The sequence below is a fragment of the Pseudomonas sp. PB103 genome (assembly GCF_009764635.1).
GTDB lineage: Bacteria > Pseudomonadota > Gammaproteobacteria > Pseudomonadales > Pseudomonadaceae > Aquipseudomonas.
The window spans coordinates 67,439-88,517 of the sequence record NZ_RWIL01000099.1 but is presented as its reverse complement, the minus strand read 5'-3'; the positions used below and the strand labels follow the sequence as shown (position 1 = coordinate 88,517).

Below are 21,079 nucleotides of genomic sequence, written 5' to 3'. Positions count from 1 at the left end.
TGTGGGAGATCAAGATCAAGAGCAGCAGCCGAGCTAACGCTCATCCTGTTGAGTGGTGAGAAGCAAAAGCGGTGCGCGTTCTGCTCTCGCTTTTTGTAGGAGCTGAGCTTGCTCGCGAAGGCGGCCTTCCGCCCAACCCATTTCTTGCAGAGAGCATGCAATCTCTGTGGGAGCTGGCTTGCCAGCGATGGCGGCCTGACACCCAACCAATCTCCACTGATGTACACGGCGCAGGCGATTCGGCAAATCGTCATGCTGGCCGAACTGGCGGTGAGCCGAGCGCCGGACCGGATTGACCCACAATCCTGAACCACCCCTGTAGGAGCTGCCGCAGGCTGCGATCTTTTGATCTGGCTTTTTAAAAAAACAACGTCAAAAGATCGCAGCCTGCGGCAGCTCCTACATTGGTTGCGGTCTTTGGGGGCTCCGGGCTCGCCCACGCTTGTGAGTCCTTGGCCAGTGATTTTGCCGACCAGCTCAGCCGCCCGCTCGATCAGGTTGACCCGCAATCCTGAACCACCCCTGTAGGAGCTGCCGCAGGCTGCGATCTTTTGATTTGGCTTTTAAAAAACAACATCAAAAGATCGCAGCCTTCGGCAGCTCCTACAGGTGAGGGTTTTAGAGTTGGTAGCTGAAGCTGATGCTGTAACGCGGCCGGCGGTTGAAGGTGTCGAGCGCTTCGTCGGACATGGCTTTCGCCGCTTCCAGGGCGATGTTGTAGTACTTGGCATCGCCAAAGCGCAGGCCGATCGCTGCCGATGACAGGCTGTTGGCTTGTACCGGCAGTTCATTGAACCAGCTGCGCGAGCGGTCCAGCACAACATACGGCTGCAGAATCCTCACCCAGTTGCCGTCGCGGTTGAAGCTGTAGTTGACCTCGTACGCCACGCCCCAACCCTTGTCGCCGGACGCCTGATCATCCGGGTAACCGCGACCGAAATTCTGCCCGCCGAACACCGCGCGTTCGCTGTCGGGCAAGGTGTCGTCGCTCCAGTACAGCGCCGCCGAAAGCACGCCTTGCCAATTGTCGAAGAACTTGTCGCTCTGTACCCCGGACAGGCGCACGCGGAAGAAGTCCAGATCGATGGCGCTGTTGTTGGTTTTTGCGCCCATGCTGTCCAGGCCCTGATACACGCCGCCACTCAAAATCCGCAGTTGCCGGGCGTCGGCTTTGCGCCAGTCGCTTTCGAAGGCGAGGGCGCGGATGTCGGTGCGCTCTTCGACGCTCAGCGGGTAGCCGATGACGTTGTAGCGGGTCTTGTCGTTGACCGCATACAGCCGCGAACCGGCGGTGAGCAGTTCGTTGGAGGCGGCAATCAATGGCAGGGTGAAGCCGATCGAATAGCGGTCGTTCTCGCGATGCGGTTTGAGCTCCAGGCCATTGTTGAGCAGCACATTGGTGCCGGGGTCGGCGCGATAACGTGAAGCCGATAACGCCAGTTGCGCGCCTTCGTCGTTGAGGAACTGGTTGTAGTCCAGACGGTAATAATGTTCTTTGTCGTCGCCCGGCGGAAACAGTCCGCTGAGGGACAACTGCTCGCCCATCGACGTCTGCGAATTGCTGCTGACACCGAGCAGCGCCTGCGTGCCGTTGCGGTTGTCTTCGGTGGTGCTCAGCGTACTGGTGAACGGCTTGCGGCTGGCTTCGGCCACCAGGGTCGTCGCGCCGTCGGTGGTGCCCGGTGGTGGCACTTGGGCTTGAACGGTCACCCCGGGGATGCGCGTCATCAGCGTGGTGTAGCGCTCGAACGTCTTGCGCGTCAGCGGCCGCTCGGCCTGCATTTTCGCCGCCAGTTTGTCGAGCAGGCCTTTGACCCGGCCGATGTCACCCTGGATCTGGATATCGCGGACATAGCCTTCCACCAGCACCACGCGAGCTACGCCGTCATCAAAATTCTGCTGTGGCAGAAATGCGTAGGAGAGCAGGTAGCCGTCCTGCTGATAACGCCGGGTGATGTTGCGCGTGGCTTCGATCAGGTCGGCGAGGCTGGTTTCGTGGCCAATCAGCGGTTTGTAATTGTCGGCCAGTTCGTTCAGTGGGTAGATCGTGCCGCCTTCGATTTGCACGGTCTTGAGGCTGATTTTGGTGCTCATCATCAACGGCTGCGCGGCGGTCGCACCGGCATCCGGCACTTGCACCGGCGCGGCGCTCGGGCGATAGGCATCGGCCGGCAAGTTGGGCACGGGCAGGTTGCGAATGGTTTCGTTGCTATTGAGGAAGCTGGGCAGGGTGTCGGCGAGGGCAGCGGAACTGAGAATGAGGAACAACAGGGACGCCATAACGCGCATAGGACACTCCATGGTCAGATCGCAGCTCAAGGCTGTTTTTTCCTAAGAAAAAAGCGGAAGACTCGTGGGAATCTTCCGCCCTCAACCAAGCGTAGGCGCTGTAGGTGAGGCCGTCGAATCGGCCAGGTGCAATTTAGCGTTTGTTGCCTCCCAACGTATTGGTCAGGCCGCCGACGAGACCGCCGAGCCCGCCGCCCAGACCACCGGTGGCGCCCCCGCTGGCACCGCCGTTGACCAGACCACCTACCGCTGCAACGGTGCCGCCGACGTTGTTGACCAGACCACCGACTGCCGTGGTCACCGGGTTGTTGGTGGCGGCAATGCTGTTGCCGATACCGCTGACCGCGCCGCCGATCTGGCCGGTGAGCCCGGCGACTGGCGAGCCTAAACCTGTGGCTGCGCCGACTTGTTGCGTGACGTTGGTGACCGCGCTGGTGACCGGGTTCAAGCCTGCGCCCAAGGTGGCGCCAACGGTGGCCAGTGGCGAGGTCGTTGCGGTAATCGGTGAGCCCGAGCCGCCCAGGACGGTGTTGAGTGAGGCGACGGTGTTGCCCAGTCCGACTGCAGTGACGCCACCAGCACTGACGACGCCGTTGGTGTTGCCGGCGTTCAGACCGGCGCCGACATTGACCACCGCGCCGCCGACGGTTTGCAGCAGACCAGTCCCACCGAGGCCGCCGCCCAGACCACCACCCAGACCACCGCCAGTGCCGGAGCCGCTGCTGTTGGACACCAGACCGCCAGCCTTGCCAACCGCCGTCCCGGTATTGCTCAAGGCGTCGCCCAGCGTGTTGGTCACGGCATTACCATTGCCAGCGTCGGTGACCTTGTCGCCCAGGCCGTTGACGGCACCGCCGACTTTCGAAATCACTCCTTTGAGCGGATCACCCAGACCGGTCGCATCGCCGATCTTGTCGGTGGTGCTTTCAACCATGGCGATCACCGGCACCAAACCGGCGCCGACTTTATCCGTCAGTTGGCTGGTCGGGCCATTGGTCAGGGTGGTGTCGAGGGTATTGCCGAGCATGGTGACTTTCGCGCCGACACCGTCGAGCACTGGCGCCACTTTGGTGATCACACCGCCGACCACCGGAACGCTGTTGGTGCCGGTGACCAGTTTGCCGCTGAGGTCAGTCACGCCATTGCCGACATCCGTGACCACGCCGCCAACCGAGGCAACTGTGGTGGTCAGGCCTTTAGGATCGGTTGGCAGTTTGCCGATGCCATTGGCGACACCATCGCCAAGAGTCGTGACCACGTTGCCGGCGGTGTTGGCCGCGCTTTGCACCACGCCACCGACCACAGGAACAGTGCTCAGCGAGTCGCCAATCTGGCCGACGCCATCACCAACGCCAGCGACGGTTTTACCGACATCCTGCACCAGGGTAGTGGTCACCAACGGTGTGGTGGTCGGATTGGTTGGATTCGTCGGGTTGGTTGGGTCGGTTGGATTTGTAGGGTTCGTCGGATTGGTCGGATCGGTTGTGCCAGTACCACCCGTACCGCCCGTGCCGCCGGTTCCGCCTGTACCCGCGGTATCACCGGTGCCGCCAGTACCGCCCGTGCCACCAGTGCCGCTTGTGCCACTGGTAGGCGAGGAACTGCCGGAGCTGCTGTGATGGCCGCCACCGCCGCTGCTGCAGCCGGCGAGGCCGAGGGAGAGAATCAATGCCAAAGCAATTGCTGATTTGCACCACACGTCTTGAGTTTTCATGATTGAGATTCCTTGCACCTGTCACAACGTTCGTTGCCTTCGATGGCTTGCCGATCTGTTGCCGGCAATGCCTCGCCCGTTGCTGCAATCTCAGCCGATGGTGCGAATCCCACCATTCTCAAGTTGGTATTAACGCCTTTATATATAAGGCGCAGTGCAGCGCCTAAGGACTAATACCCAAGGTATAAACGCGCAAAAAAAAGCCTTGAGAATCAAGGCTGGGTGTTTTCCATCGGCCGGGGCAGGGTGCGGAAAAACTTAAGTGATATACACACAATTAACAGGTCAGCCGCATCACTCTTTCGATGGCTAAGGTAAAACCTGTGGCGAGGGAACAAGCTCCCTCGCCACAAAGTGCTAAGTGGTGGGATCAGGCAATCGGCTGCCATTGGCCGACCATGTGCTCCAGATCCTTCGCGCCGATCAGTCGCAATTCACCACTGGACCCCGCAGCGCTCGCGAGCAATGTCACTTCACTCGGCAAACGCACCGGTTTGCGAAAGTGCACCGTTATCTCGACGTTGGCCTTGGGCAAATGATCGGCCAGCGCCGCGAGTGTTCGAGCCTTGTTCCACAAGCCATGGGCAATCGCCGTCGGAAAGCCAAACAGTTTGGCGCTCGCCGCACTGAGGTGGATCGGGTTGTAGTCGCCGGAAACCTTGGCGTACTGCCGGCCGATGTCCGCCGGGGCTTTCCATTGCGCCACTTCCACCAGCGACTGCGCAGGTTCCCAGGCCTGCTCGACGGCCTCGCCCTCAAGCTTGACGCCGCGACAAAGCATCTGGCTTTCGGCCTCCCACAACGGCCCGAGTTGATCGTCCAGCGTGGTCAGCAGATCAAACGTCGCGCCTTTGGGGTGCGGTTGCAGGTTATGCACGCGCACGCTGACCTGCGCCCGACTGATCGCGCCCATCGGCCGCAACACGCGAATGCGGTTGCTCAGGTGAATCAGCCCCAGCAGCGGAAAGGGGAAGTCCTTCGCGGTGAGTAATTGCATTTGCAGGGCGAAGGCGAGGATGTGTGGATACGTCGGCGGCAGCAGGCCATCGTCGGCAAAGCCACAGACCTTGCGATAATCCGCCAGGCGTTTGCCATCGACATCGACCCAACAGCGCAAACCGCTGTCGGGCAGTTGCGTGCCGGTTATTTTGCGCCGTGTCGCGGCCCGCGCGTACAGCCCGGGCAGACTCGGTTCACGGTCCAGCGTGTGCCATTCGATGCTCATGCTTACGCCCCCAGAACACTTTGCCCACAGACCCGCAGCGCCTGGCCGGTGAACGCACCGGTGCCCGGTTGCGCCAGCCATGCGACAGCCTCGGCGACATCTTGCGGCAAGCCGCCCTGGCCCAGCGAACTCATGCGGCGCCCGGCTTCGCGCAGGCCGAAGGGGATGTGCGCGGTCATCTGCGTTTCGATGAAACCCGGCGCCACGGCGTTGATGCTGATGCCGCGTGGCAGCAGTGTCGGCGCCCACGCCTGGGCCAGGCCAATCAAGCCAGCCTTGCTCGCAGCGTAATTGGTTTGCCCACGGTTACCGGCGATGCCACTGATCGAGGCGAGCAGGATCACCCGCGCGTTGTCGCGCAAGGTGCCGCTGTCGAGCAGGGCTTTGGTCAACACTTGCGGGGCGTTGAGGTTGACGGCCAGCACTGCATCCCAGAATTCCGGGGTCATGTTAGCCAAAGTCTTGTCGCGGGTGATCCCGGCGTTGTGCACCAGAATGTCGAGGCCGTCGGGCAACTGTTCGATCAGTTGTGCGCCCGCGTCTTCGGCGCAGATGTCGAGGGTGATGCTGCGTCCGCCAAGCCGTGCGGCGAGGGCGTCGAGATCGGTTTTCGCCGGCGGCACGTCGAGCAGGATCACCTCGGCGCCGTCGCGGGCCAGGGTTTCGGCGATGGACGCGCCGATGCCCCGCGCTGCGCCGGTGACCAGCGCCTTGCGCCCGGCCAGTGGCCGCGTCCAGTCGGTCACCGGCGTCGCGCAGGCGGTCAGGCGAAGCACCTGTCCGGAGACGAACGCACTTTTCGGCGAGAGGAAGAAGCGCAGCGGGCCTTCGAGTTGATCCTCGGCACCGTCAGCGACGTAGATCAATTGCAGTGTGCCACCGCTGCGCAACTCCTTGGCCAGCGACCGCGAGAAGCCTTCCAGCGCCCGTTGTGCGCTGGACGCAAACGGATCGTCGAGGGTTTCCGGAGCGCGGCCGAGAATCACCAGATGCGCGCTGTGCTCAAGGTTTTTCATCAACGGCTGAAAGAATTCACGCAACTGTTTGAGCTGGTCGGTGTGCTGCAACTCGCTGGCGTCGAACACCACGGCCTTGAGTTTCGGACCGTGGCCGGGAATCCATTCGGTGGCGCTCGCGGGCTGCTCGCCATAGCGGTAGATGCTCTCGGTCAAACGGTTGGCGAAGGCACTGACGCGTTCGGCCAGCGGCCCCCCGCCAATCAGCAGCGCGCCTTCCACCGGCCGCAGGCGTCCGGCCTGCCAGCGCTCCAGTCGCACCGGCGACGGCAGGCCCAGTGCCCCGACCAGGCGATGGCCGATGGACGAGTTGGCGAAGTCGATATAGCGGTCAGACATGGAACGCTCTCCAGAAGTTGGGGTTCAAAGTGTGGACTACCGACGGCAATCAATCGTTCGATCCACGCAATAAGGCCTACGCTAGAACAGCAGAGTAGACCACCGTCCCTGTGGGAGCGGGCTTGCCCGCGATGGCGGAGTGTCAGCCACTGAAGATATTGGAGGTGCTGGCCCCATCGCTGGCAAGCCAGCTCCCACAGGGTTCTATGTGAAATTTGAAAAGGAGTCATTCATGAGTCAGCTGCGCCGCGTCGCGATCATTGGCGGTAACCGTATCCCTTTCGCCCGCTCCAACGGCCCGTACGCTACGGCCAGCAATCAGGTGATGCTCACCGCCGCCCTTGAAGGCCTGATCGAACGCTACAACTTGCACGGCCAGCGCATCGGCGAAGTGGTGGCAGGCGCGGTGCTGAAATTGTCACGAGATATGAACCTGACCCGTGAATGCGTACTCGGCTCGCGCCTGTCGCCGGCCACCCCGGCCTATGACATTCAACAGGCTTGCGGCACGGGGCTTGAAGCGGCCCTGCTGGTGGCCAACAAAATCGCCCTCGGGCAGATCGATTGCGGCATTGCCGGGGGCGTCGACACCACCTCGGACGCGCCGATCAGCGTCAGTGAAGGCCTGCGCAAAATCCTCCTGCAAGCCAACCGCGCGAAAACCACCGGCGACAAACTGAAAACCTTCCTGCAACTGCGCCCGAAACACCTGATCCCGGAATTCCCGCGCAACGGCGAGCCGCGCACCGGCCTGTCGATGGGCCAGCATTGCGAGCTGATGGCGCAAACCTGGAACATCCCGCGTGAAGAGCAGGATCAACTGGCCCTCGACAGTCATCACAAACTGGCCGCGTCCTACAGCGAAGGCTGGCACAACGACCTGATGACCCCGTTCCTCGGCCTGACCCGCGACAACAATCTGCGCCCTGACCTGACCCTGGAAAAGCTCGCTTCGCTCAAGCCAGCGTTCGAAAAAAGCGCCAAGGGCACGCTCACGGCGGGCAACTCCACGCCGCTCACCGATGGTGCTTCAGTGGTGCTGCTCGGCAGTGAGGAATGGGCCAGGGAGCGCGGCTTGCCGATCCTTGCGTATTTGCGTGATGGCGAGGCGGCGGCGGTGGATTTCGTCAACGGCGCCGAGGGCCTGCTGATGGCCCCGGTGTACGCGGTGCCGCGCTTGTTGGCCCGCAACGGGCTGACCTTGCAGGATTTCGATTACTACGAGATTCATGAGGCGTTCGCCGCGCAAGTGCTGTGTACGTTGAAAGCCTGGGAAGATCCTGAATACTGCAAAAGCCGCCTGGGCCTGGAGGCGCCGCTGGGTTCGATCGACCGCAGCCGCCTCAATGTCAAAGGCAGTTCGCTGGCGGCAGGGCATCCATTCGCCGCTACGGGGGGACGCATCGTCGCCAACCTGGCCAAACTGCTCGATGCAGCCGGCAAGGGCCGAGGCCTGATTTCGATCTGCGCGGCAGGCGGCCAAGGCGTCACCGCCATTATCGAAAGATGAATCGGACCTGTGGGAGCGGGCTTGCCCGCGATGAGGCCATCAGATTCGATCTCTGTATTGACGCTGCCACAGCCATCGCTGGCAAGCCAGCTCCCACAGGTTTGTAGGTCTGTGCCTGAGGACGCGTACCGGCGGATGTCAGATTCTGTCGCAAATGCCCTCGACGGCCGATAACAACAATCAAGGCCGGCTCGGCTATGATTCGCTGCGGTCGATTTTTCGGCACAGTGTGTGCATTCACAGGTTCACAGGTCGGCAACCCTTCCCCGAGATGCGAGGATTGCCGTATAACGAGTGACATTCGCGTGTTTGGTAATAAAGGACCCACAATAAAAGCTGATGAAGACTCCAAAACGCATTGAACCGCTGATCGAAGACGGTCTGGTTGACGAGGTGCTGCGACCACTCATGAGTGGTAAAGAAGCAGCTGTTTATGTGGTGCGCTGCGGCAACGAGTTACGTTGCGCCAAGGTCTACAAGGAGGCAAACAAACGTAGTTTCCGCCAGGCAGCCGAGTATCAGGAAGGCCGCAAGGTGCGTAACAGCCGTCAGGCGCGCGCGATGGCCAAGGGCTCGAAATTCGGTCGCAAAGAGACCGAAGACGCCTGGCAGAACGCCGAAGTGGCGGCGCTGTTCCGTCTGGCTGGCGCCGGTGTGCGCGTGCCCAAGCCGTTCGACTTCCTCGAAGGCGTGCTGCTGATGGAACTGGTGGCCGACGAATACGGCGATGCAGCGCCGCGTCTGAACGACGTGGTACTGGAGCCGGATCAGGCCCGTGAATATCACGCGTTCCTGATTTCGCAGATCGTGCTGATGTTGTGTACCGGTCTGGTGCACGGTGACCTCTCGGAGTTCAACGTGCTGCTGACACCGACCGGCCCGGTGATCATCGACCTGCCACAAGCGGTCGACGCTGCCGGCAACAACCACGCGTTCAGCATGCTTGAACGGGACGTTGGCAACATGGCTTCGTATTTCGGTCGCTTTGCGCCGGAGTTGAAGAAGACCAAGTACGCGAAAGAAATGTGGGCGCTGTACGAAGCCGGCACCTTGCACCCGAACAGTGTGCTGACCGGCGAGTTCGACGAGCCGGAAGAGCTGGCAGATGTCGGCGGCGTTATCCGCGAGATCGAAGCGGCGCGACTCGACGAAGAGCGCAAGCAGGCGATCCGTGCGGCGGACGACGAGCCAAAAGGCAAGTCCGAGGAACCGCCTCCACCCCCGTGGATGCAGTAACCGCATAAACAAAAACCCGGCCTCGGCCGGGTTTTTTGTCTTCAGAACACCACTAATCCCTTGTAGGAGCTGCCGAAGGCTGCGATCTTTTGATCCTGGCGATCGATCTGAAACAGATCAAAAGATCGCAGCCTGCGGCAGCTCCTACAAGGATCGTATGTGAGTACCTTACGCAACACACACCTGATTATTACGGCCCGGTTGATCTCCGATTTCGGCGCATTTCTCAACATGGTCGCGCTGGCGACTTACGTCTATTTGCTCAGCAACAGCGCCATGAGCGTCGGCATCTTCCTCGCCAGTCGCGTCGGCGGGGGGATTGTTGCCAGCCTGATCGGTACGCGGTTCTACCGCCGCTGGAATGGCCGGCTGCCGTTGATTGCGTTCGATCTGTTGCGCGCCTGCCTGCTCGGTTTGCTGCTGATCACCCCGGTCAGTCAACAAGGGCTGTTGCTGCCGGTGATTGCCTTCGGCCTGGGTTTTGGCAACTCGATGTTCGCCATTGGCCTGAACAGCCAGTTACCGCGTTTGATCCCCGCCGATCAATTGCTTAAGGCCAACGCCTGGATCACCTCGGCCTCTTCGGCGGCAATGGTCGGTGGCAGTCTGGTCTCGGGCTTGCTGGTCGCAGCGTTTGGTTTTGAAACGGTGTTTGCACTGAATGCGCTGACCTATGTGCTGGCGGCGCTGTTGATTGTGCCACTGCGCTTCGAGGTGCCGACCGTCAATGCAGAATCTGCACGCGGTGAATGGTCAGCCCTCAAGCAAGGCCTGCGCGCGACGCCAGTGGTGGCCGCGATGCTCGCGGTAACGATGGCCGACACCTTGGGCAGCGCGGCGCACAACGTCGGTTTTCCGATCATTTCCAAACTGCTCACACCTGATTCGGCGAGCACTACGCTGGGCCTGATGCTCGCCGTGTGGGCCAGCGGCAAATTGCTCGGCGCGCGGATCGCCAGCCGCCTGAAAGGCTCGGACAACATCAACCTTGAACGGCGGTTTTTCTTCGGCGTGGCGCTGATGTCCTGCGGCTTTATCCTGATGTTCCAGCAACACAGCCTCTACGGATTGCTGTTGTTCTCGCTGCCGGCGGGGTTGGGTGACGGCTTTTCCGAAGTCGGTCTGATGTCGCGCCTGCAACGTGAGCCGGAGCATTTGCGCTTGCCGATTTTCAGCTTTTTAACGTTGCTGCAAATGACCGGGTTTGGTATCGGCATGCTGATCGCTGCGCCGTTTTACGCTTGGTGGGCGCCGGGTGCCGTGGTCCTGTTGTTCCACGGCATTCCGCTGTGCACCTTGCTGGCGGTCAAAGTGCTGGCGCTCAAGCGCGAGCGGGTTGCGCGCAGCAGCCCGACGCCAGTTCCTTGAGGATCGGGCAGTCTGGGCGATGGTCGCCGTTGCAGTGTTCGACCAGGTCTTGCAGGGTGTCGCGCAACTCGCCGAGTTCGCGGATCTTCTGGTTCAACTCGTCGATGTGCTGACGCGCCAGCGCCTTCACATCAGCGCTGGCGCGTTGGCGATCCTGCCAGAGGGTCAGCAGTTTGCCGACCTCTTCCAGAGAAAAGCCGAGGTCACGCGAACGCTTGATGAAGGCGAGAGTGTGCAAGTCATCGTCGCCGTAGACGCGATAGCCGCTGTCGGTGCGATGGGCCGCTTTAAGCAGGCCGGTCGACTCGTAATAGCGGATCATTTTCGCGCTCAGGCCACTGTGTTTGGCCGCTTGACCGATGTTCATCGGTGCTCCTCCAGATCCTTGGGTTTCCAGGTTTTCAACAGTAGCGCATTGCTCACCACGCTGACGCTCGACAGCGCCATCGCCGCCCCTGCCAGCACCGGGTTGAGGAAGCCAAACGCTGCCAGCGGAATGCCGATCAGGTTATAGACGAAGGCCCAGAACAGGTTCTGACGGATCTTCGCGTAGGTCTTGCGGCTGATCTCCAGCGCCGCCGGCACCAACCGTGGGTCGCCGCGCATGAGGGTGATGCCCGCCGCGTGCATGGCGACATCGGTGCCGCCGCCCATGGCAATGCCGATGTCAGCAGCGGCGAGGGCCGGGGCGTCGTTGATGCCGTCACCCACCATCGCGACCACGCCGGTTTTTTTCAGCTCGGCGACGGTGGCGGCTTTGTCGGCGGGCAGCACTTCGGCGTGGACATTGCGGATGCCCAAGGCTTCGGCGACCACACGAGCGCTGCCACGGTTGTCGCCGGTCAGCAGGTGGCTGTGGATATTTCGTGCGGCAAGTTGTTGCACCGCTTGCAGGGCGCCGGGTTTCAGGGTGTCGCCGAAAGCGAACAAACCGAGCACTTTCGGTTCGGGGCTTTGCTCGATCAACCACGACAATGTGCGGCCTTCGGCTTCCCAGGCTTGAGCGGACTCGCTCAGGTTGCCGGCGCTCAAACCACTTTCTTCGAGCATCCGCCGATTGCCCAGCGCCAGACGTCGGCCATCGAGATTACCAGCGATGCCGCGACCGGTCAGGGACTGGCTGTCGCTGACATCGGGAACCGGCAGATTGCGTTCTGCCGCCGCATCCAGCACGGCTTTGGCCAGTGGGTGCTCGCTACCGCGTTGCAACGCGCCGGCCAGCGTCAGCAGGGTGTTTTCGTCGCCATCCACCGCACTGAGGTGGGCGATGCGCGGCGTGCCGGAGGTCAGCGTGCCGGTCTTGTCGAACACCACGCTGCTGACTTCATGGGCACGTTCCAGGGCTTCGGCGTCCTTGATCAGAATGCCGTGGCGCGCGGCGACGCCGGTGCCGGCCATGATCGCCGTCGGCGTCGCCAGACCAAGTGCGCACGGGCAGGCGATGACCAAAACGGCGACCGCGTTGATAAGCGCGGTTTCCAGCGGCGCGCCGTACAGCCACCAGCCAATCAACGTGGCCAAAGCAATCAGCAACACGGTCGGCACGAAAATCTGACTGACTTTATCCACCAGTTTCTGGATCGGCGCTTTCGCTGCCTGGGCGTCCTCGACCAGACGAATGATCCGCGCCAATACGGTTTCGGCGCCGAGCGCCTGAGTGCGTACCAGCAGGCGACCTTCACCGTTGATTGCGCCGCCGGTGACTTTGTCGCCCGTTTGTTTCGGCACCGGCAGGCTCTCGCCGCTGATCAGCGCTTCATCGGCGTGGCTCTGGCCTTCGATGACTTCGCCATCGACCGGGAAGCGTTCTCCGGGTTTGACCAGCACCAGATCGTCGAGGCGTAGAGCGCTGATGGCGACGTCCTGTTCGCGGCCGTCGATCACTTGAATCGCCCGTTCCGGCCGCAAGGCTTCGAGGGCGCGGATGGCGCTAGCCGTCTGGCGTTTGGCGCGGCTCTCGAGGTATTTGCCGAGCAGCACCAAGGCGATGACCACCGCCGACGCTTCGAAATACAGATGCGGCATGCGCCCGGCGGCGGTGGCCCATTCATAAAGGCTCAAGCCATAACCGGCGCTGGTGCCGAGGGCGACGAGCAAATCCATGTTGCCGGCACCGGCCCGCACGGCTTTCCACGCAGCGACGTAGAAACGCGCACCGAAGATGAACTGCACCGGCGTGGCGAGGGCGAATTGCGCCCAGGCCGGCAGCATCCAGTGGATGCCGAACGGTTGCAGCAACATCGGCGCCACCAGCGGCAAGGCCAGGGCGATCGCGCAGATCAGCGCCCAGCGTTCGTGCTTCAGCTTCTGCTGTTGGTTATCGGTTTGCGGGTGTTCGGCTTGCCAGACGCTGGCGGAGTAACCGGCCTTGCTGACGGCGTCGAGCAGCGTCTGTGAGTCGACGTGACCGAGCAATTCGAGGTGCGCACGTTCGTTGGCCAGGTTGACGCTGACGCCTTTCACGCCGGGGACTTTGTTCAGGGCCCGCTCGACGCGACCGACGCAGGAAGCGCAGGTCATGCCTTCGATGTTCAGTTCGATAGTTTGCTGCGGGACGCTGTAACCGGCGCGTTCGACCGCTTCCATCAAGGCCGCAAGGCTGTCGCCCGGCGCTTGCACGCGCGCCTGCTCGGTGGCGAGGTTGACGCTGACGGCACTGGCGCCGCTGACTCTGCTCAAGGCGCGTTCGACACGCCCGGCGCAACTGGCGCAGGTCATGCCGGCAATCGGCAGATCGAACGTGATGGAATCGGACATCGGTCGTACTCCCTGTAGTAGATGCCTACAAGGATCAACCTTGCCATGCGGGCAAGGTCAAGCGCCAATCCGAGAAGCCAAAAGATCGCAGCCTTCGGCAGCTCCTACAGAGGATTGCATTCCAATGCAGGAGCTGCCGAAGGCTGCGATCTTTTGGCTAACGACTCAGTATTCGAGATCGGCGCGTTTCAGATAGACGCCTTCGGAATTCATCGCCAAGCGATACTTCAACACGTCACCGGCATGCAGTTTGATCTCCTGCGAACCCGGCGCGAGCATGCCCGGATTGCAACCGGCGACCTGGCCCGGCAGCAATTTCAAGCGCAGCGACACCGTGCCCGGCGGCAGGTTGAAGGAGATGCTTTGCTCCTGCAGCAGTCGCGCCGAGAGCTGATCCTGGATGTACACGCCGATCTCGCAGGAGGTCGACACTTCCAGGCGCTCGCGGGAAATGATCAGCACCGCGTAATCCTCGCCGGCGGCTTGCGCTTGGGGGAGGGCGGCAAAAAGGCTGAGGAAGCCAAACAGGCTGAAAGCTGACCAGCGCATGGCTGAATCTCCTGAATTCGAGTCATTGATGCACGCAGCTTGGCCGAGCGCGGCGCCGATTGCCAGCCCGGCAGTTTATTCAAGAACTTGACCTTGCCATCGTGGCAAGCTCGACACTGCCGGCAACCTCACTCAAAGGAGTCATTCCATGCAAGTGTTCAACGTTCAAGGCATGTCCTGCGGTCACTGCGTCAAAGCCATCACCAGCGCGGTGCAGGCCAAGGATCCGGCAGCCAGCGTGCGGGTCGATCTGGCGGCGAAAGAGGTTGGCGTTGAAAGTGCGCTGAGTGCCGAGCAGGTGATTGAGGTTATCAGCGACGAGGGCTACGCCGTCAAACTCGCCTAGAAACAAAAAGATCAGCTCCTACAGGGGACGCATTCATGTAGGAGCTGCCGAAGGCTGCGATCTTTTGATCCTGCTTTTTTAATTGTTAGCGAGCTATCGGAATGTTCAACGCGTTCGGGCACAGCTAGACTGTCGGGCTGCCGACTTGCCTACCTGGATGCCTGATGAACTTCCGTACCATTCTGATTCTCGGTGCCTTGACCGCCTTCGGGCCCTTGGCCATCGACTTCTATTTGCCTGCATTTCCCGCGATGGCACTGGCCTTCGGCACGGATGAGAAACACGTGCAGATGACCCTGGCGGCGTATTTCGCCGGCCTGTCGATTGGTCAACTGGCGTATGGCCCGGTGGCGGATCGCTTTGGACGGCGGATTCCGCTGCTGGTCGGTCTCGCACTGTTCACCCTGGCATCCTTGGCCTGCGCCTATGCACCGAACCTGGAATGGCTGATTGGTGCGCGCTTCGTGCAGGCGCTGGGTGGCTGTGCCGGCATGGTGATTTCCCGGGCAGTGGTCAGTGACAAATGCGATGCAGTGGGCTCGGCAAAAGTCTTCTCGCAACTGATGCTGGTGATGGGTCTGGCACCGATTCTGGCGCCGATGCTCGGCGGTCTGCTGGTCAACACCACCGGTTGGCAGTCGATTTTCCTGGTGCTCACCGGTTTCAGCGCCCTGGCCGGCCTCGCGGTCGCGCTCGGTCTGCCGGAAAGCATGCCAGCGAGCATGCCTCGCCAACCGTTGTCCGGTGCTTTTCGCCAGTACGCGCGCCTGCTGAGTGATCGCGTCTATCTCGGCCATGCCCTGACCGGCGGCATCGCCATCGCCGGCATGTTTGCCTATATCGCCGGCTCACCGTTCATCTTTATCAAGCTGTATGGCGTGCCGGCTGAGCACTTCGGCTGGCTCTTCGGCACCAACGCGGCGGGTTTCATTTTGGTGGCGCAGATCAATGCGCGGCTGTTGGCCAAGCGCGGTCCGGCGTTTCTGCTGTCGCGGGCGGTGTGGGTTTATCTGGCGGCGGGGCTGACGTTGCTGGCGGTCAGCGCGTTGCACACCGCATCCCTGTGGCCGCTGCTGATTCCATTGTTTATCTGCGTGTCCAGCCTGGGTTGCATCAGCCCGAATGCGGCAGCCTGCGCGATGAACGGCCAAGGCGCGCGCGCAGGCAGCGCCTCGGCGTTGCTCGGCTGCATGCAATTCAGTGTCGCCGCCGGGGCTTCGGCGCTGGTCGGCGTGTTGCACGACGGCACCGCCGTGCCGATGGCCATCGTCATCAGCGTTTGCGGTTTGCTGGTGGTGTGCGTCGCGTTGCTCACCCGGCGCCTGCAAAATGCCCGGGCGCTGGCGCAAGCGCAGGCCGAGGCCTAGAAAACCTCAGCCGGCAGCGCGCTGTTGGCTGCGGTCGGGAATCTGATGGGGCGCGCAAAGTCGCGCTTCAAGGGTGCGAGTGAAGGCCAGTGCTTCGGCTTCACTGCGGAATGTCACGGCGTGTTGGTCCAGTCGAACCTGCCATTGAGACTTTGCCACTTCTTTTATCAGGATCTTCATTGCTGACCTCCCTTGCGTAAAAGATGTATCGCAGAGGCTTCGATTGTAGTCCTGAATACGATCGCAATTGTGACAAGGGTCAGCCATCTGACTGACGGCAAAAGGGGGAGCGCAGCCCCGCCAGCCCCTGTAGGAGCTGCCGAAGGCTGCGATCTTTTGCTCTTAGAAACTTTCTAAAACAATTTTCCCCTTGGCCTTACCGCTTTCCAGCAACTCATGCGCCCGACGCAGATTGGCCGCATTAATCACACCGAAATGCTCTCCCACCGTGGTCTTCAACGTCCCGGCATCAATCAGCTCAGCCACACGATTGAGCAGCTTGTGCTGCTCGATCATGTCCGGCGTCTCAAACAGCGAGCGGGTGTACATGAACTCCCAGTGCAGCGACAGGCTCTTGCGCTTGAGCTTGGTGATATCGAGCGACTTCGGATCGTCGATCAACGCCAGTTTGCCCTGCGGCGCCAGCGCCTCGACCAGTTGATCCAGATGCTGCTCGGTCTGGGTCAGGCTGGCGACGTGAGTGACGTTGTCGATCCCGGCGCGTTTCAGCTCTTCGCTCAGCGGTTGGCTGTGATCGATCACCAAGTCGGCGCCCAACGCTTTGACCCAATCGCGGGTCTGCTCGCGGGAAGCGGTGCCAATCACCTTCAGCCCGGTCAACTGCTTGGCCAATTGCGTGAGAATCGAACCCACACCCCCGGCCGCGCCAACGATCAACAGGCTCTGGCCTTCATCGCTCTTGCCCTCGCGGATTTGCAGGCGCTCGAACAACAACTCCCACGCGGTGATCGCGGTCAGCGGCAGTGCAGCAGCTTCAGCAAAACCGAGGGATTTCGGCATATGGCCGACGATGCGCTCATCAACCGTGTGCAGCTCGCTGTTGCCGCCAGCGCGGGCAATGGAGCCGGCGTAGAAGACTTTGTCACCGGCCTTGAACAGCGTCACTTCACTGCCGACGGCTTTGACCACACCGGCGACGTCCCAGCCCAGCACTTTCGCCGCGCCGTTTTCCGGCGCCACGTTCTGCCGCACTTTGGTGTCGACCGGGTTGACCGAGATGGCTTTGACTTCCACCAGCAGGTCGCGCGGGCCGGCGACCGGTTCTGGCAGTTCGATGTCTTGCAGGGCGCTGGCGTCGCTGATCGGCAGGGATGCGTAATAGGCAATGGCTTTCATGAGTGGCTCCGTACAGGTAATGGAAGAAGGAATCAGGCAATCGCGCAGAGGCGCTTGAGTTCGAAGTGTTCGATGGTCTGGCCGGCAGTGGTCTGGAAGTGCAGGAAGTGCGCGCTGGCGTTGTGCGCCTGGAGAATTTCTTCGCTGGCCCAATGTTCGATCACGTAGAAAACCTGTGGGTCGGCGAGATCGCGGTGCAGGTCGTACTGACTGCAACCGACTTCGGCGCGGCTCGGTGCAACCAGTGCGCGCAGGCCCTGTTCGAGAAGATCCTGTTGGCCGGGTTTGGCGATCAGGGTGGCGATGGCGGTGAATGGCTGGGACATGCTCGGCTCCAGAGAAGCGGGATGAATTCGATGGGCAGATGATTGGCTATTTCTCTGCAAGATAAAACCGGCTAAAAGAGCAGTCTCTTTCAATATTTTTTTGATAATCGAGGCTGAGAATGCTGCGTTTCGATGACTTGCAGTTGTTTGTCCGGGCGGCGGATCTGGGCAGTCTGTCGGCGGCAGCGCGGGTGATGGACATGTCCGCCGCCGTGGCCAGCGCGGCGTTGAAGCGCATCGAGCAGCAACTCGGCGCGCGTTTGCTGGCGCGTTCGACGCGTAGCTTGCGCCTGACCGTCGAGGGCGAAGGTTTTCTCGAATATGCCCGGGCGGCCCTGAGTAACCTTGATGAAGGCCGGCGTCTGCTGGCCAGCGGGCAGGATCAAGTCAGCGGAGTCTTGCAGTTGTCGGCGCCGTCGGACTTCGGTCGCAACCTGCTATTGCCGTGGCTCGATGAATTTCAGCGCGAGCACCCCAAACTGACCGTGCGGCTGTTACTCGGTGACCGCATCGCCGACCTGTTTCGCCAGCCAGTGGACATCGCCTTGCGTTATGGCGAGCCGGAAGATTCCAGCCTGGTCGCATTGCCCATCGCCCCGCATAACCGTCGCGTGCTGTGCGCCTCCCCGGCGTACCTGGCCCGTCACGGTGAGCCGCGCCAACTCGAACAACTGGCTCAACACAATTGCCTGCTGTACATGCTCGGCAGCCGCGTGCATGACCATTGGAGCTTCCATGACGGCAAGCGCGAAGTCGGCCTGACCGTCAGTGGCGACCGCTTCAGTGACGACGCCGACGTGGTGCGTCTCTGGGCGGTGGCCGGGGCCGGGATCGCCTACAAGTCCTGGCTCGACGTGGGCGCCGATGTCCTCGCCGGTCGCCTGAAAGTGCTGCTGCCTGAACTGTTGTGTGAGCGCGCACCGCTGAATTTATTGTGCGCCCATCGCGCTCAATTGAGTAAGCCGGTGAACCTTTTGAGGGAAATGCTCGCCAGCCGATGCGCTGAATTGAGTAGTCAATTTCCCGCTTTCTCGAAAGTTGATCATTAGTCGCAGGTAAATAGAGAAATTTCACTCAGCAACAATCACCACCTGCGCAGGCCCCGGCGCGGGACGCGGCAGGTAACACGCTTATACTAGCGACCGCCTCATGCCCGCACTGACACCCGGGCCTGCAGACCTTTGTGCCCAGTCGCCCGGGTTTGATTGACGGGCGCGCAACTGCCGCGATCAAGCGCCGCAGCAGGTTGCGTCAGTGGCCTGCGTGGCCCCGGTTCATGGCGTATTTCGCGTCTTGGCCGACGACTCATTACTGGTCAAGATGTCCGCGAGCAGTAGACGATACGATTCAACAGGGAGTGAATATATGGAACATGCACCTTGCATCAGCCAGATCGCCACGTTGCTGGCTGACCCCAAGCGCAGCGCGATGATGTGGGCGTTGATGGACGGCTCGGCCCGGCAAACCGAGGAACTGGCGTTGCTGGCGGGGCTGTCGCCGTCATCCGCCAGCGCTCACCTGACGCGGCTGGCCACGGGGGGCCTGTTGAAAGTCGAAATGCGCGGTCGCAAGCGGTTTTTCCGGCTCTCGGCTCCCGAGGTCGGGGCGGCGATAGAGGCGTTGGCCAGCGCTACCATTGCCAGTGCACCGCGCGACATCCCCGCCGTGTTCAAGCGTTCCACACCCATTGCCAGGGCGCCGGCAGCACCGTCGTCATTGTTGCGCGCACGTTTCTGCGATGACCATTTGGGCGGCACGCTGGCCGCCGATCTGTACCAGCGCCTGCTCGATGCTGGCTGGATCGAACAGATCGAGCAACGGGTCGTGGTCACGCTCAAGGGCTCGACGCAACTGGCCAAGCGTGGTGTGTTTATCCAGGCGCTGGCCCACCGCAATGTGCAAGTGGCTTGCGCCTGTCCGGACTGGAGCGAAAGACGCCCGCACATGGGCGGCACGCTCGGTGCGGCGTTGTTGCAGTTGTTCATGCAATCCGGTTGGCTGACCTTGCCTCACGATTCCCGTGCGCTGCAATTGACCGCCACCGGGCAGCGCGAAATCCATCGATTCGCCAAGGAGACCGAGCTGGAAATGGCGTTGTAGAGCAATCGTCGCGTCGCCCACGACTGCGAACAGGTCGCATCCAGCACGAGCGCCTGAACGCTATCGCGCACACTCGATCCGGGGACTTTTCGGATGGGGGGAGGCGGCATGGATACTCGAAGCTTCAGTGCGGCAGAGCGGCTGGAACGCCTGCCGATCAGCGGTTATCACCGGATCATTTTCATCATCATTGCCTTGGCATTTTTCTTCGATTCGATGGACCTGGCGATGATGACGTTCTTGCTCGGCTCGATTAAGGCCGAGTTCGGTCTGAGCAGCGCGCAGGCCGGGCTGCTCGCCAGTTCGAGTTTTTTCGGCATGGTGCTGGGCGCGTCGCTGTCCGGCATGCTCGCCGACCGCTTCGGGCGTAAACCGGTGTTTCAGTGGAGCATCGTGTTGTGGGGCGTGGCCAGTTACCTGTGCTCGACGGCGCAAACGGTCGAGGCACTGACGCTGTTCCGCATTCTGTTGGGGATCGGCATGGGCATGGAGTTCCCCATTGCGCAGTCGATGCTCTCCGAGCTGATTCCGGCGCAGCGGCGTGGGCGCTATATCGCGTTGATGGACGGCTTCTGGCCGTTGGGGTTTGTCGCTGCGGGCGTGCTGTCGTACTTCCTGCTGCCGTTGATTGGCTGGCGCGACATCTTTCTGGTGTTGGCGGTACCGGCGGTGTTTGTGTTGGCCATTCGTTTTTTCATTCCCGAGTCGCCGCGCTGGCTGGAACAGGCCGGGCATGATGAAGCGGCGGACAAGGTGTTGAACGGCATCGAAGCGCGGGTGCGCTCCTCGCTGGGTGGTGCGGCGCTGCCGGAACCGATTCGCTTGCCGCGCACCGTGACGCCACCGGGCAACTTCTTCTCGGCGCTCAAGCAGATCTGGTCGCCGCAATATCGCCAGCGCACGACGATGATCTGGAGCCTGTGGTTTTTCGCACTGCTCGGCTTTTACGGGCTGACGTCGTGGCTGAGTGCGCTGCTGCAACAGTCGGGTTTTGCCGTGACGCAGTCGGTGTATTACACGGTGCTGATTTCGCTGGGTGGGATTCCCGGATTTTTGATGGCGGCGTGGCTGGTCGAGCGCTGGGGGCGTAAACCGGTGTGCATCGTCACCTTGCTCGGCGGCGGGGTGATGGCGTTTCTGTATGGGCAGAGCGCGGTGTTCGGCGGCAACGTGGCGCTGCTGATCAGCACCGGGTTGTTGATGCAGTTCTTTCTGTTTGGTATGTGGGCGGTGCTTTACACCTACACGCCGGAGTTGTATCCGACTTCGGCGCGCGCGACCGGCTCGGGGTTCGCCTCGGCGATTGGCCGCGTGGGCTCGCTGCTCGGGCCGTTGGTGACCGGGCTGGTGTTCCCGATTACCGGGCAGGGCGGGGTGTTTGCGCTGGGCGCGGCGTGTTTTGCGATTGCGGCGGGGGTGGTGTGGTTGTTCGGGATGGAGACGCGCGGTAAAACCCTGGAGGAGCTGACTGAAGCCCAGATATCCAATTAAACACAGCACCCTGTGGGAGCGGGCTTGCCCGCGATGGCGGACTGTCAGTCAACATTAATGTTGGTACTGATGGCCTCATCGCGGGCAAGC

General features: G+C 61.6%; 18 protein-coding genes. 8 read left to right on the top strand and 10 right to left on the bottom strand.

Features of this window, described 5'->3' with window-relative positions:
• Positions 1 to 618: 618 nt before the first annotated feature.
• The 4 genes from EJA70_RS18000 to EJA70_RS17985 form a co-directional block, all read right to left on the bottom strand.
• Positions 619 to 2,289: a ShlB/FhaC/HecB family hemolysin secretion/activation protein gene (locus tag EJA70_RS18000; RefSeq protein ID WP_158832466.1), complete on the bottom strand. Its 1,671-nt coding sequence runs from the start codon at positions 2,287 to 2,289 to the stop codon at positions 619 to 621.
• A gap of 133 nt (positions 2,290 to 2,422) precedes the next feature.
• The gene (locus tag EJA70_RS17995) at positions 2,423 to 4,003 is read right to left on the bottom strand and encodes a collagen-like triple helix repeat-containing protein (protein ID WP_158832464.1); all 1,581 of its coding nucleotides are present in this window, start codon (positions 4,001 to 4,003) and stop codon (positions 2,423 to 2,425) included.
• A gap of 370 nt (positions 4,004 to 4,373) precedes the next feature.
• On the bottom strand, positions 4,374 to 5,228 hold the full coding sequence (locus EJA70_RS17990; protein ID WP_158832462.1) for a MaoC/PaaZ C-terminal domain-containing protein: 855 nt from the start codon (positions 5,226 to 5,228) through the stop codon (positions 4,374 to 4,376).
• A gap of 2 nt (positions 5,229 to 5,230) precedes the next feature.
• Complete coding sequence (locus EJA70_RS17985) at positions 5,231 to 6,583, bottom strand: 3-oxoacyl-ACP reductase (RefSeq protein ID WP_158832460.1); 1,353 nt, start codon at positions 6,581 to 6,583, stop codon at positions 5,231 to 5,233.
• A 232-nt stretch (positions 6,584 to 6,815) separates the two neighbouring features.
• Here EJA70_RS17985 and EJA70_RS17980 point away from each other — a divergent pair, with 232 nt between their 5' ends.
• From EJA70_RS17980 to EJA70_RS17970, 3 genes are all read left to right on the top strand, one after another.
• Entirely contained in the window at positions 6,816 to 8,093 is a 1,278-nt protein-coding gene (locus tag EJA70_RS17980; protein ID WP_158832458.1) for an acetyl-CoA C-acetyltransferase, read from the top strand.
• Positions 8,094 to 8,432: 339 nt separating this feature from the next.
• Positions 8,433 to 9,329 carry a PA4780 family RIO1-like protein kinase gene (locus tag EJA70_RS17975; protein WP_158832456.1) on the top strand — a complete coding sequence of 299 codons (897 nt, stop codon included), beginning with the start codon at positions 8,433 to 8,435 and terminating at the stop codon, positions 9,327 to 9,329.
• A gap of 159 nt (positions 9,330 to 9,488) precedes the next feature.
• Positions 9,489 to 10,697, top strand: coding sequence for an MFS transporter (locus EJA70_RS17970; protein ID WP_158832454.1), 1,209 nt, complete (start codon positions 9,489 to 9,491; stop codon positions 10,695 to 10,697).
• Here EJA70_RS17970 and cueR read toward each other — a convergent pair.
• The 3 genes from cueR to EJA70_RS17955 form a co-directional block, all read right to left on the bottom strand.
• Positions 10,651 to 11,064, bottom strand: a complete 414-nt coding sequence (gene cueR, locus EJA70_RS17965) for a Cu(I)-responsive transcriptional regulator (RefSeq protein WP_158832452.1) — start codon at positions 11,062 to 11,064, stop codon at positions 10,651 to 10,653. The two genes, EJA70_RS17970 and cueR, sit on opposite strands and share 47 nt — an antisense overlap.
• The gene (gene cueA / locus EJA70_RS17960) at positions 11,061 to 13,454 is read right to left on the bottom strand and encodes a copper resistance metal-translocating P1-type ATPase CueA (RefSeq protein ID WP_158832450.1); all 2,394 of its coding nucleotides are present in this window, start codon (positions 13,452 to 13,454) and stop codon (positions 11,061 to 11,063) included. Before cueA ends, cueR begins: the two co-directional genes overlap by 4 nt.
• Positions 13,455 to 13,619: 165 nt before the next feature.
• Positions 13,620 to 14,003, bottom strand: coding sequence for a hypothetical protein (locus tag EJA70_RS17955; protein WP_150648826.1), 384 nt, complete (start codon positions 14,001 to 14,003; stop codon positions 13,620 to 13,622).
• Positions 14,004 to 14,151: 148 nt separating this feature from the next.
• Between EJA70_RS17955 and EJA70_RS17950 the strand changes: the two genes are divergently transcribed.
• Both EJA70_RS17950 and EJA70_RS17945 read left to right on the top strand, forming a co-directional pair.
• Positions 14,152 to 14,349 (top strand): cation transporter, encoded by a 198-nt coding sequence (locus EJA70_RS17950; RefSeq protein WP_158832448.1) that lies wholly within the window; start codon positions 14,152 to 14,154, stop codon positions 14,347 to 14,349.
• A 164-nt stretch (positions 14,350 to 14,513) separates the two neighbouring features.
• Positions 14,514 to 15,716 (top strand): multidrug effflux MFS transporter, encoded by a 1,203-nt coding sequence (locus EJA70_RS17945; protein WP_008082160.1) that lies wholly within the window; start codon positions 14,514 to 14,516, stop codon positions 15,714 to 15,716.
• Positions 15,717 to 15,722: 6 nt separating this feature from the next.
• Here EJA70_RS17945 and EJA70_RS30850 read toward each other — a convergent pair whose 3' ends face one another.
• The 3 genes from EJA70_RS30850 to EJA70_RS17935 all read right to left on the bottom strand — a co-directional run bounded on the left by EJA70_RS30850 (position 15,723) and on the right by EJA70_RS17935 (position 17,398).
• Complete coding sequence (locus EJA70_RS30850; protein ID WP_007914687.1) at positions 15,723 to 15,896, bottom strand: hypothetical protein; 174 nt, start codon at positions 15,894 to 15,896, stop codon at positions 15,723 to 15,725.
• Positions 15,897 to 16,058: 162 nt separating this feature from the next.
• On the bottom strand, positions 16,059 to 17,072 hold the full coding sequence (locus EJA70_RS17940) for a zinc-binding alcohol dehydrogenase family protein (RefSeq protein WP_158832446.1): 1,014 nt from the start codon (positions 17,070 to 17,072) through the stop codon (positions 16,059 to 16,061).
• A 32-nt stretch (positions 17,073 to 17,104) separates the two neighbouring features.
• On the bottom strand, positions 17,105 to 17,398 hold the full coding sequence (locus EJA70_RS17935; protein ID WP_158832444.1) for a putative quinol monooxygenase: 294 nt from the start codon (positions 17,396 to 17,398) through the stop codon (positions 17,105 to 17,107).
• 119 nt (positions 17,399 to 17,517) lie between these two features.
• Here EJA70_RS17935 and EJA70_RS17930 point away from each other — a divergent pair, with 119 nt between their 5' ends.
• The 3 genes from EJA70_RS17930 to EJA70_RS17920 all read left to right on the top strand — a co-directional run bounded on the left by EJA70_RS17930 (position 17,518) and on the right by EJA70_RS17920 (position 20,989).
• Complete coding sequence (locus EJA70_RS17930) at positions 17,518 to 18,447, top strand: LysR family transcriptional regulator (protein ID WP_158832442.1); 930 nt, start codon at positions 17,518 to 17,520, stop codon at positions 18,445 to 18,447.
• Positions 18,448 to 18,763: 316 nt separating this feature from the next.
• Positions 18,764 to 19,498, top strand: coding sequence for a helix-turn-helix transcriptional regulator (locus EJA70_RS17925; RefSeq protein WP_008082156.1), 735 nt, complete (start codon positions 18,764 to 18,766; stop codon positions 19,496 to 19,498).
• A gap of 108 nt (positions 19,499 to 19,606) precedes the next feature.
• Positions 19,607 to 20,989 (top strand): MFS transporter, encoded by a 1,383-nt coding sequence (locus tag EJA70_RS17920; protein ID WP_158832440.1) that lies wholly within the window; start codon positions 19,607 to 19,609, stop codon positions 20,987 to 20,989.
• Positions 20,990 to 21,079 lie beyond the last annotated feature (90 nt).